Genomic DNA, 11,843 nt, shown 5'->3' with positions numbered 1-11,843 from the left:
GTTGTGGTGACCGTGGACGGGGCGGTGGTGACTGTGCGGGATCACGGGGACGGGTATCCGGAGTACCTCGTCGAGCATGGGCCTCAGCGGTTCCGTACGGAGGGTGGGGCGACAGGGCATGGCCTTGGGTTGACCATCGCGTTGGGGCAGGCGGAGGTTTTGGGGGCTCGGCTGGAGTTCTCGAATGTGGACGCCGGTGATGGTGGTGGGGCGCTTGCGAGGTTGACGCTCGGATAGGTGGAGAGCGGTAGTTCGTCGACTGCGGGGCGGTGGGGGCTGGTCGCGCCCGCGCGGCGGAGCCGCACATCGACACAGCCCCGCGCCCCTTCCGGGGCGCTCGTGTGGCCCAGCGTGATGAGCGAAGCTCCCCTCCTCCTCCTAATGTGGCGATAAGTCAGGTTCGCCCCACCCCTGGAGGTACCCGCATGTCCCTCAGCCTCTCCCTCCGACGTCTTGGTATAGCGGTTGCCGCTGGTGCGCTCGTCGCCGCTGCCGCTGTCACTCCCGCCGTGGCCGACGACGAATGGGGCGACGAAGACCCGGGCGTCAGCCGTCAGGACGACGGTGGGTGGAACCAGCAGGGTGACGAGGACTTCGGCGGCCGTGGTGACCACGACCACGGCGACCACGGCGACCACGACAACCCGCGCCTCTACCGGGGTGTCGTCACGGCCGGTCAACTCGCCCTGCGCTCCCGCCCGGACCGCGGCAGCAGGGTCATCCGGTACGCCTACCGCGGCGAGCACGTCTCGATCTTCTGCAAGACCAACGGCTCCAACGTCCAGGGCAACCGCATCTGGTACCTGCTCACGGACGGCACCTGGGCCTGGGGCTCGGCGCGCTACATCGACAACATCGGTCCCGCGCCCCGCTGGTGCTGACGGACGAGACACACGCACCACCCAAGGCACACAACCCGCACCATTTGGGTAAGTTCCGGACATGACCAACGCCGGAACCACCGTCACGGCGGACCTTCCCACACCCGCTGTACGCCTCCCCCGGCGCCGTGGCATCGAACTCACCCTCATCGTCGTGGCCGTCCTGCTCTCCGTGTACGGCTACTGCGCTGTCGGTATCGCCAAGAACGGCACGGTCCCGCCCGGCGCCGCCGGCTACGGCGCCGGGCTCGGCGTGCTCGCCCTGCTGGCCCACGTCGCGGTGCGGCTGCGGGCCCCGTACGCCGACCCGCTCCTCCTCCCGATCGGGGTGCTCCTCAACGGCCTCGGCCTGGTCCTCATCTACCGGCTCGACCTGGAGACCCCCGGCGACCGGGCGGCTCCCACCCAACTCGTGTGGTCGACGCTGGGCGTGACCTTCTTCATCGTCGTGGTCATCGCCCTCCGCGACCACCGCGTGCTCCAGCGCTACGCGTACGTCTGCGTGGCCGCCGCCCTGGTCCTCCTCACCCTCCCGGTCCTCTTCCCGGCCGTGAACGGTGCCCGGATCTGGATCCGGATCGCCGGATTCTCCATCCAGCCGGGCGAGTTCGCGAAGGTGCTGCTGGCGGTCTTCTTCGCCGCGTACCTCGCGGCCAACCGCAACGCACTCGCCTACGCAGGGCGTCGCGTCTGGCGCCTCCAGCTCCCCACCGGCCGCGTGCTGGGCCCGATCGTCGCGATCTGGCTGCTGAGCGTGGGCGTCCTGGTCATGGAACGCGACCTCGGCACCTCGCTCCTCTTCTTCGGCCTGTTCGTGACCCTCCTCTACGTCGCCACCGGCCGCACCGGCTGGATCGCGGTCGGCCTGCTGCTGGCCGCCTTCGGCGCGGTCGCGGTCGGCTGGCTCGAACCGCACGTCCACAGCAGGGTCCAGGACTGGCTGCGCCCCTTCGCGTCGATCGACGCGGGCCAGGGCCCGAACCAACTCGCCCAGTCCCTCTTCGCGTTCGCGGCCGGCGGCATGCTCGGCACGGGCCTGGGCCTCGGCCACTCCATCCTCATCGGCTTCGCCGCGAAGTCGGACTTCATCCTGGCCACGGCCGGCGAGGAACTGGGCCTGGCCGGCCTCTCCGCGATCTTCATCCTCTACGGCCTTCTCGTGGAGCGCGGCTACCGGGCGGGCCTGGCCCTGCGCGACCCCTTCGGCCGGCTGCTCGCGGTCGGCCTCGCCTCGATCGTCGCGCTCCAGGTGTTCGTGATCGCGGGCGGGGTGACGGGCCTGATCCCGCTGACCGGCATGGCGATGCCGTTCCTCGCCCAGGGCGGCTCCTCGGTCGTCACCAACTGGGCGATCGTGGCCCTGCTGATCCGGCTGAGCGACTCGTCCCGCCGTCAGTACGACATCGAGGTGGCCGCGTGACCGACTCCATGACCCGCCACATCCGCCTCGCCGCGGCCTTCTGCACCCTGCTCCTGCTCGCCCTGCTGGTGAACGCCACCCGCATCCAGGTCTTCCAGTCCCGCTCCTACGACGGCAACGTCGCCAACCGCCGCCACACCATTGCCCGTTACAACCAGCCGAGGGGCGGCATCCTCGTCGGCGGCAGGCCGATCACCGGCTCCCGGGACTCCGGCGAGCAGCTCCGCTACGAACGGACGTACAGGAACGGCCCGTTGTACGCACCGGTCACCGGCTTCGCCTCGCAGGAGTACGGCACGACGTTCCTGGAGCACTCCGAGGACGGCATCCTCTCCGGCACCGATCCGATGCTCTCGCCGTTCCCCCTGTGGAACGACCTGACCCGCGCCCAGAACCCCGGCGGCAACGTCGTCACCACCCTCAACCCGGCCGCGCAGCAAGCGGCGTACGACGGACTCGGTGCGCGCACGGGCGCGGTCGCCGCGATCGAACCGTCGACCGGCCGCGTCCTCGCGCTGGTCTCGACCCCGTCCTACGACCCCGGCGCCCTGTCGGGCAACGGCCGTACGGCGAACCGCAGTTGGGCCCGGCTGAACGCCGACCCCGACAAGCCGATGCTCAACCGGGCGGTACGGCAGACCTATCCGCCGGGTTCGACGTTCAAGGTGGTCACCGCGGCGGCGGCGCTGGACGCGGGGGTGGTGACGGACCTGGACGCGGCGACCAAGTCCCCCGACCCGTACACGCTCCCGGGCACCTCGACGACGCTGACGAACGAGGGCGACGGGTGCGTGGACGCGCCCCTGCGCTCGGCCTTCGAGTGGTCGTGCAACACGGTGTTCGCCAAGCTCGGTGTGGATGTGGGCGTGCGGGACATGAGCGCCACGGCGGAGGCGTTCGGCTTCAACGACGCCGACGTGAGGATCCCGTTCTCGGTCTCCCCCAGCACCTTCGACACGACGCTGGACAAAGCCCAGTTGGCGCTGTCGTCGATCGGGCAGTACAACACGCGGGCCACGCCGTTGCAGATGGCGATGGTCGCGGCGGCGGTCGCGAACGGCGGGCAGGTGCGGGAGCCGTACCTGGTGGAACGGACGACGCGGCGGGGCGGCGAGACGGTGTCGACGCCCGGCTCGCGTCCCGTCCGCCAGGCGATGCACCCGGCGACAGCCGTACAGATGAAGGAACTCATGGAGGACGTGGTCACCGAGGGCACCGGCACGAACGCGGCGATCCCGGGCGCGACCGTCGGCGGCAAGACCGGTACCGCGCAGCACGGCATCGGCAACTCCGGTACGCCGTATGCCTGGTTCGTGTCCTGGGCGCAGGGCGAACGGGACATGGAGCCGAAGGTGGCGGTCGCGGTGGTGGTGGAGGACGCGTCGGCGGACCGGTCGGACATCAGCGGCGGCGGGGACGCGGCGCCGATCGCGAAGGCGGTGATGGAGGCGGTGCTCGGTTCGTGAGACGGGGGTACCGGGATCGTCGGGACCGACCTACCGTTCGGTATATGAATGAGCCCTTGAGCGCGTACGAACTCGCCCAGGCCAACATCGGTCGCCTCAAGTTCCCCTTGGAATCAGCGGAGTTGAAGGACTTCGTGGACGCCCTCGACCCCGTGAACGCCACCTCCGACAGCGCCGAGGGTTTCGTCTGGCGCCTCCAGTCCGACACCGGCAACGCGACCGACGTCCCCGTCCTCGGCGACGACTGGCTGATCATCAACATGTCGGTGTGGCGGGACACGAACGCCCTGACCGCGTTCATGTACCAGGGGCAGCACCGGGAGTTGCTGGCCCGTCGCCGCGACTGGTTCGAGCGGGTGCGGGAGGCGATGGCGGTTCTGTGGTGGGTCCCGGCGGGACACCGGCCCACCGTGGCGGAGGCGGAGGAGCGGCTGCTGCATCTGCGGGCGCACGGGCCGACGCAGTACGCGTTCACGTTGCGGACGTCGTTCCCGGCGCAGGGGGCGGAGCCGGTGGCCGTGGATGTTCCGGAGGATCTGGGATGCTCGGTCTGAGCGGTGCTGGTGATGTGTCGTGCGGCTTGGGCGGGCGCCCTGGCTGGAGATGCCGGACCGGCCCGGTGCGCCAGGCCCTGCGGGAGGCCTGACGCACTCAGTTTCCGCGGAGACTCAGCCGGTCCACACGGTCAGCGGCGAGTTGGCGTTGTTGGTGACCCTGATCGGCACACCGCCCCACCAGCGGGTGACGCTCTTCGTCTCGCCGGGACTCAGCGGGAGGTACTCCGGATCCGCGCCGAAAACGGTCTGCACCCGCGCCTCCCCGTACTGGGAACCGTCGTTCCGTGCGCTGAGCCTCGTCAGCAACAGCTCGGTCGTGAAGAACGTCTGCGAGCCGTTGGTGGGCAGCCCTATCTGAGCCTGAATGGTGCCGGCTGCCTCCCGGGCCTCGGCGGATGACGGCTCACGCGACGGGGCGGACGGCGGTGTGTCCGTCCGGACACCGTCCGACGCGTCCCCCGCGCCGTTCTCGCCGGCCACTGCCCGAGCGAGGCTCGCAAGCGCCGTTTGTACGGATTCACTCTGCATGACTGCTCCCTCTGTCGACCGCACGGGCACCGTTCTGGTGCGGTGCGGCATACCCGGAACGATGGCGGTGAGGGGTGCCGTGCGGCTTCGGGAACATCCCTGGCTCTCCCGTTTCCCGGCCTGTGCCGCCGCGCGCGGCTCGGTTCAGGGGGATTCCCCGAAGCGGCGTCAGTCCCTGAGAGAGGGGTGGGAGTGGGCGAGTTCGGTTCGGTTGCGGACACCCAACTTCCGGTAGACGTTGCCGAGATGGAACTCCACGGTCTTTGTGCTGAGGAAGAGCGACGAGGCTGTCTCCCTGTTGGTGGATCCGCGGACGACGGTCTGAGCGACCTGGTACTCCTGCGGCGTGAGATCCGCGAGTGTGCCGGCCGTCCTCGGCCTTCGGACGGTCTCCCCCGTCGCGGCGAGCTCTTTGCGTGCCCGCTCCGCCCAGACCCTGGCATCGAGCCGGTCGAAGGCATCCACCGCCGTGCGCAACTGCTCCCGGGCCTTTACCCGTTGACGGGCCCGACGGAGCCGTTCGCCGAAGGCCAGCCTGGTGCGCGCGGTTTCGAGGGGGCACTCGACCTGTGAGTGCAGTCGCAGGGCCGCGTCGAAGCACGCGCCGGCACTCGTGTCGTCGGCCACGAGGCCGCGGAGCCGCCAGGCGATGGCGGCCTGCGCGGGGAAGGCGGAGTTCTGGGCGTGATCGTCAAGAACCCCCAGCATGCGGCCGGTTGGCCTGCGGCCACTGCGCACATGCGCCTCGATGTAGTCGAAGTGGCTGCTCACCAGTGCGTCCGGACTGTCCGACGGTGTTGACCGGGCGCCCTCATGGAACACGCTGAGGGCGTCTTCGTACTGCCCGAGGCTGAGTTCCAGCAACCCCAGTGCTTCGCTGGCGTCGCGCGGGTAGTCCGTGCACGAGCGTCGAAGTGCCATCGCCTGCCTCCCGTGCCGCCGGCACTGATCGGCATCACCTCGAATGGCCTCGACGTACGTCAGTGAACTCAGCGCCAGATAGTGCCAGACCTCGTCATTGGTGAACTCCGCCAGCTTGACCGCTTCGTTCGCCGTGGCTCTGGCGGACGCCGTACGACCGGTAAGGGCTTCTGTGTACGCCAACGCGTACAGGGCGAACGGCATCATGCCCAGGGCGCCACAGACCCGCAGTTCGGACAGGACCGCGTCCAACGTCCGGCGGGCGAGCGCGTGTTCACCGATCCAGTTCATGGCGATCGCGGCAAGGATCATGTACTCCACGGCGATGGGACTGTCCGTGGGACGTTCCACAAGCGTCGTGCAGGCCTGAAGCCGTTCTCTGCCCTGGAGTGCCTGACCCAGGTGAAGAAGGGTCAGGCCGTGCACAAGGTTGATCACCAGGGCGACGTTGCCCGACGGATCGTCCACGAGCTTCTGCGCCTCAAGGGCGGCATCGACGGCGGCGCCCGGATCACCGGCGAGCAGGGCCGCCATCGCCGAGTCGGCAAGGAGTCCCGCGCATCGCTGTGCATCGGTGTCACGGACGGCCAGGGCGGCTTGGAAGACGATCCGGTACCCGAGCTTCGGGTGCCCTGTCAGCGCCTCCACCCGGCCGCGCCCGGCCGCCACCGATGCGCGCAGGTGAGGGTCCTCGCTCAGCGCGTCGGCCGTGGTCAGCAGCTCGCGCGCCCGTCCCGTCTGGCCCGCCAGGAAGGCGTCCCCGGCCGCCGCGAAGAGCCGGCGGGACCTGCTGGAGTCGCTGTCGCCAAGGGCCGCCGCCCGTTCGAGCAGCGTGACCGCGGCCGCGTAGCCGCTGCGTCCCCGAGCGATGTCGGCCGCCTTCTCCAGCTCGGCGGCCACCTGTTCGTCGGCGCCGAGGGTGCCCTCCGCCAGATGCCAGGCCCGCTCTCCCGCGTGGGACGAGTCCGGGCATACGGCCGCGAGCACCCGGTGGGCGGCGCGGCGCTCCGTCGCCGACGCGCCGGCCAGCACCGCTGTGGAGGCCAGCGGATGAGTGAACCGGAAGGTTCCCGATTCGAAGACGACGAGCCCGCAGGACTCGGCCTCGGCCAGGGCGGATTCCGGCAGGCCCTGGGCCTCGGCTGCTTCCAGCACTCGGCGGAGTTCGGCGGAGATGCTGGTGGCCAGCAGGAGAAGCACGGAACGGGCCGGGTCGCCGAGTGCACGGACCCGCCGTGAGAAGAGGGCCCCGGCGGCCTCTCGGGCGTGGGCGAATGCGGGCATGGGCTGCTGCCCGGCCAGCTGATGGCCGTTCACGTCGGACAGGAGCTCGATGAGTGCCATGGGGTTGCCCGCGCTCCGGTCCAGCAGATGGCGCAGGACGGCTCCTGTCGGCCGGGTTCCCGTGCGGTCCACGATCAGCTCGTCCACGGCCTCGGCGGCCAGGCCGGTCACGTCGAGGACAGGCAGGTGAGTCGTCAGCCACGCCACTGAGCTGTGCGGTCTGGCCGTGGCGAGGACGGCGACGCCCTCGGCCATCAACCGGCGGGCCACGAACGCCAGCGCCTCCGCCGACGGAGTGTCGAGAGCATGGGCGTCATCGACCGTCAGGAGCACCGGGCCGTCCTCGGAGATCTGGGCGAGCAGCCCAAGGGCCGCGGTGTAGACGGCGAACCGGTCCACGGGGCGGGTCGGGCCGAGGGCGACGGCTCCACTCAGTGCCCGGGCCTGCCGCTCGGGCAGCTTGCGGATCAAGTGGGCGGCCGGATGGACCAGTTGGGCCAGCCCGGCGAAGGCCAGGCTGTGTTCTTGTTCCCAGCCGCGGATGGCCAGGACGCTCATGCCCAGTTCTCTCGCGGTGTCCTCGGCCCGGCCGAGAAGCGAGGTCTTGCCGATGCCCGCCTCACCGCGCAGGGTCAGGACCCCGCTCCTGCCTGAGCGGGCGTCCGACAGGAGCCGGTCGATGCGGCTGATCTCCACGAGCCGTCCACAGAGCATGTCGCCGGGCAACGTGTCGGCCGGCCGCTACGGCTGGACGGTGTTCGTCGCCCACGCCGCTGTGCCGTCGGTCCGGTAGATGACGAGGTTGGCATCGTCCTGGACGACGACATGACTGCCCGGATCCTGAAACGTGCCCGAATCCCACACAGGCTTCCCGCCGGGCTCGTAGACGACGAGGTTTCCGTCGCCCTGCATGATGCACACACCAGGCGTGGTCGCGTTCGTGTCCGAGGACCACAGGGCCCCGCCGGGGCCGTAGAGCACCAGGTTGCCGTCCCCCTGATAGACGAGGACGTAACGACCGTTGCCGGAAACGACGGACTGACCGGGGAGAAGCACCTCGCCGGGTTGCATGTCGTCGCCCTGGGCCGACGTGCCGGTGGGCAGGCTGGTTCCCGTCGCCCACGCCGCTGTGCCGTCGGTCCGGTAGATGACGAGGTTGGCGTCGTCCTGGACGACGACATGGCTGCCCGGATCCTGGAACGTGCCCGAATCCCACACGGGCCTGCCGCCCGGGCGGTAGACGACGAGGTTTCCGTCGCCCTGCATGACGCACACACCAGGCGTGGTCGCGTTCGTGTCCGAGGACCACAGGGCTCCCCCGGGGCCGTAGAGCACCAGATTGCCGTCCCCCTGATAGACGAGGACGTAACGACCGTTGCCGGAAACGACGGACTGACCTGGCAGGAGCACCTCGCCGGGCTGTATGTCGTCGCCCTGGGCCGGAGCACCTGCCGGAAGGCTCAGATCGGCCCTGCTCCATGCTTTGGTCCACAAGGCGGCAAAACCGTCGGCGGAGTTGAGAAGGGGATCAAGCAGGTTGCCGGTGACGCCCTGTGCCTCGAGGTCGGCGATGAAGTCGGGGAGCATTCCGACATGGGCCAGGCCATCGGTGTTGATGTCGAACTCCTTGTCCCCGACCACGCTCCGGTCCATGGCCATTCCGGTCGCCGCGGCGGTGAAGGGGTACGTGACCTCGGGAGAAGCCACTCCTTGTCCGCGGCCTCCGGGGCATGCGTCCGGACCGAAGCGGGGGCCGGGTAACCCGGCGAATCCGTTGAAGTCGGTTCCGATGCCGGTGGGCATGCCGCCCATTTTGTTGATGGCGTAGAGATACGCCTGGGCAAAGCTGTTGGAGCTGGACCCGCAGAAGTGCGGCAGCGGCAGGACGGTACCGGCGGGCCTTATCTCCGCGATGTCTCCCTGCCGGACAATGGGGTTGACCATGCCGCCCAGGTTGCGGACGCGCTCCACCTCGGTGTCGAGGAGCTGGCCCTCGTGCCTCTTCTCGCCCAGGGAGATGTCGATGAAGCCTGAATGCCCGGAGACCACCGGGCAGTTCAGCTGCTCGCAGATGTCGAGTGTGTCGGACTTGGCGTAGGCCGACATGTGGTCGATGTCGATGACCATTCCACGGCTGATCAGGCCGCGCACCAGTGCCTTGCCGAGATCGGTCAGGCCCCGCACATTGCGGCGGCCGGTGCGGTAGGCGTAGCCGAGGGCCTGCGCGTCCTCGGTGTCGATCGTGTAGGCGCCGATGGTTCCCACCGGGTTGCGGCCCGAGATCGGCCCACCGCCGTTGTCGCGGATCAGGGCGTTCTGGAAGGCGGTGCCCCCGAACCTCTGGTCACTGAAGTGGATCGGGAAGGCATAGCGGACCCCGAGGTCGAAGTACGCGTCGAGCTCCTGGGCCAGCTGATCCTCGCTGAGGTTCTGCTCGTTGCGGCAGTTGAACAGGAAGTCGACCTCGATGCCCAGGACCACCGCGAGTTTGCCCTGGGAGATGACGGCCTTGGCCTCGTCCGGAGTCCGCACGATGCGGTACCAGCCGCTTCCCGGGCCGCCGCTCTTCGCATCGACGTACGCTTCCATGTCCTTGGCGGCCTGGAGCTGGAGATCGACCGCCTCCATGTCGCCGCAGCCGCGGCCCGGGAGCTTGTTCGCCAGCCCGCACAGGTACTCGTTGTTGATCGCGAGCATCACCATCAGCCGGAGTCCGCCGTCCACGGCACGCTTCAGCCAGTCCTCGAACACCGCCTGGTGGGTGATGCTGTCCCAGCGGGGCCAGCCGTCGAACTGCGGATGGCCCCCCACGTGGTGACCGAACAGCGCGCCGACACCGGCGCCGTATGCGATCGATCGCATGATGTTGCCCAGCAGGTCACCGGTGCCTCCCGGCCCGTGCACCGGCGTGCACCAACCGAGCTCCTGAGCGATGTCACCGTAGGCGCCGCCCCAGAACGCCATGCCACCGAACCCCAGGTGGGCGAACTGGTGGTTGTGCAGGTCGGCGAAGCCACTGCTCATCGGATCCCCCAGACGCCGTACGGTCCAGCAGGCGTGGGGCACGCGACCGTCGGTGTCCTGCCTGCACGGCTCAGTTCAGGCATACCGCGAGGATCAACGCTTGTCAGCGGCGAGCCGCTGTCCACCCGGTGGACGGCGTGGGCAACGGCTGTCGCAGACCGGCGCTTTACTACTCGGCGTCCTGCCCGGCGTCGCCATCGCCGTCACCGTCGCCATCGTCGCGCTGCTTCAACGCGGCCGCTAAGCGCCAGGTCCGATACACGCCGTGCATCGTGTCCAGGGCCTCCGAAGCTTCCGGGAAGGCCCACTTCAAGGCTCGGACTCCTATCCCTACCACCGGAATCATCACGTCACTACCTCCGTCTGACCAGCGTGGATTGTCCGCACGAGCCGACCGTCCCACCGCGACTCCCTCGCCGGTACGGGGATATCCCTAGGGTGCCGTCTCCGTCAGTCAGGCCCGGCCGGTGCACGAACCGAACGAATCGTCCCGGGCCAACAAGTCCCGCAGGGGGGATTGACGAGCTTGCTGACAAGTAGTCTCATAAAACTTCGGAGGATGTGACCCCGGGTAACACGCCGATCCGCGAGGTGGAACAACCATGACGACCCTGACCGAAGCCGACGCGGTCGACGGGCTGCGCGACGCGCTCGGCCTGCTCAAGGACCGTGAGCAGGTGGCTGAGCGGCTGCTCGCGTCCTCCGCCAAGCACTCCTTCGACCCCGACAAGGAACTCGACTGGGACGCGCCCTTCGAGGACGGCAAGTGGTTCTGGCCGCCGGAGCTGGTGTCCCTGTACGACACCCCGCTGTGGAAACGGATGGGCGAGGAACAGCGCGTCCTGCTCTCCCAGCACGAGGCCGCGGCGCTCGCCTCGCTGGGTATCTGGTTCGAGCTGATCCTGATGCAGCTGCTTGTCCGGCACATCTACGACAAGGCGGCGACGAGTGCGCATGTGCGCTATGCGCTGACCGAGATCGAGGACGAGTGCCGGCACTCGAAGATGTTCGCGCGGTTGATCTCGCGGGGGGACACGCCCTGGTATCCGGTGAGCCGGGCCCATCAGAACCTCGGACGGCTCTTCAAGACGATCTCCACCACGCCTGGTTCGTTCACGGCGACGTTGCTCGGGGAGGAAGTCCTCGACTGGATGCAGCGGTTGACGTTTCCGGATGAGCGGGTGCAGCCGTTGGTCCGGGGTGTCACGCGGATCCATGTCGTCGAGGAGGCGCGCCATGTCCGTTACGCCCGGGAGGAGTTGAGGCGGCAGATGATCAGCGCGCCTCGGTGGTCCCAGGAGTTCACGCGGGTCACGTCCGGGGAGTTCGCGCGGATCTTCTCCATCGCCTTCGTGAATCCCGAGGTGTACACGAACGTCGGGCTCGATCGGCGGGAGGCGGTTGCCCAGGTGCAGGCGAGTGGGCATCGGCGGGAGGTCATGCAGTCCGGGTCGAAGAAGCTGACGGACTTCTTGGACGACATCGGTGTGCTGCGGGGTGTCGGGCGACGGCTGTGGAAGGCGTCGGGGCTATTGGCTTGAGTTCATAGTGCGGCCCGGTGGGGGCTGGTCGCGCAGTTCCCCGCGCCCCTAAAAGACAATGGGTCGGCCTGCGTTCATGAGGGGCCCGGGGCTGCCTCGAAATACAGCCGTACTGGTCCCGCCTGAAGGGGCACGGGGCTGTATCGATATGCGGCTCCGCCGCGTGGGCGCGACCAGCGCAGGCAACTCCTCAAACGCGGCTGCACTGGTCCGACCTAAGG

At 69.0% G+C, this 11,843-nt stretch carries 10 protein-coding genes; 6 read left to right on the top strand and 4 right to left on the bottom strand.

From position 1 onward, the window contains the following. From ACNFOC_RS41600 to ACNFOC_RS41580, 5 genes are all read left to right on the top strand, one after another. On the top strand, window positions 1-237 hold a 237-nt coding region (locus ACNFOC_RS41600), incomplete at its 5' end, for an ATP-binding protein (protein ID WP_416964211.1). A gap of 188 nt (window positions 238-425) precedes the next feature. Continuing rightward, window positions 426-881, top strand: coding sequence for an SH3 domain-containing protein (locus tag ACNFOC_RS41595; protein ID WP_416964210.1), 456 nt, complete (start codon window positions 426-428; stop codon window positions 879-881). A 61-nt stretch (window positions 882-942) separates the two neighbouring features. Next, window positions 943-2,301 carry an FtsW/RodA/SpoVE family cell cycle protein gene (locus tag ACNFOC_RS41590; protein WP_416964209.1) on the top strand — a complete coding sequence of 453 codons (1,359 nt, stop codon included), beginning with the start codon at window positions 943-945 and terminating at the stop codon, window positions 2,299-2,301. An 8-nt stretch (window positions 2,302-2,309) separates the two neighbouring features. Further along, window positions 2,310-3,767: a penicillin-binding transpeptidase domain-containing protein gene (locus ACNFOC_RS41585; protein ID WP_416964212.1), complete on the top strand. Its 1,458-nt coding sequence runs from the start codon at window positions 2,310-2,312 to the stop codon at window positions 3,765-3,767. 44 nt (window positions 3,768-3,811) lie between these two features. Then, window positions 3,812-4,321: a DUF3291 domain-containing protein gene (locus tag ACNFOC_RS41580; RefSeq protein ID WP_416964208.1), complete on the top strand. Its 510-nt coding sequence runs from the start codon at window positions 3,812-3,814 to the stop codon at window positions 4,319-4,321. 114 nt (window positions 4,322-4,435) lie between these two features. On the opposite strand, the gene ACNFOC_RS41575 is transcribed toward ACNFOC_RS41580, so the two are convergent. From ACNFOC_RS41575 to ACNFOC_RS41560, 4 genes are all read right to left on the bottom strand, one after another. Next, complete coding sequence (locus ACNFOC_RS41575; RefSeq protein WP_416964207.1) at window positions 4,436-4,852, bottom strand: hypothetical protein; 417 nt, start codon at window positions 4,850-4,852, stop codon at window positions 4,436-4,438. Between the two features lie 168 nt (window positions 4,853-5,020). Next, window positions 5,021-7,771: a helix-turn-helix transcriptional regulator gene (locus tag ACNFOC_RS41570; RefSeq protein WP_416964206.1), complete on the bottom strand. Its 2,751-nt coding sequence runs from the start codon at window positions 7,769-7,771 to the stop codon at window positions 5,021-5,023. Between the two features lie 27 nt (window positions 7,772-7,798). Then, window positions 7,799-10,081: a membrane dipeptidase gene (locus tag ACNFOC_RS41565; protein WP_416964205.1), complete on the bottom strand. Its 2,283-nt coding sequence runs from the start codon at window positions 10,079-10,081 to the stop codon at window positions 7,799-7,801. A 169-nt stretch (window positions 10,082-10,250) separates the two neighbouring features. Continuing rightward, window positions 10,251-10,394 carry a hypothetical protein gene (locus tag ACNFOC_RS41560; RefSeq protein ID WP_416964204.1) on the bottom strand — a complete coding sequence of 48 codons (144 nt, stop codon included), beginning with the start codon at window positions 10,392-10,394 and terminating at the stop codon, window positions 10,251-10,253. 289 nt (window positions 10,395-10,683) lie between these two features. Between ACNFOC_RS41560 and ACNFOC_RS41555 the strand changes: the two genes are divergently transcribed. Beyond that, window positions 10,684-11,622, top strand: coding sequence for an AurF N-oxygenase family protein (locus ACNFOC_RS41555; protein ID WP_416964203.1), 939 nt, complete (start codon window positions 10,684-10,686; stop codon window positions 11,620-11,622). Window positions 11,623-11,843: the final 221 nt, after the last annotated feature.

This window comes from Streptomyces colwelliae (assembly GCF_048158785.1).
Lineage (GTDB): Bacteria > Actinomycetota > Actinomycetes > Streptomycetales > Streptomycetaceae > Streptomyces.
This window is presented reverse-complemented; position numbering and strand designations above follow the sequence as displayed.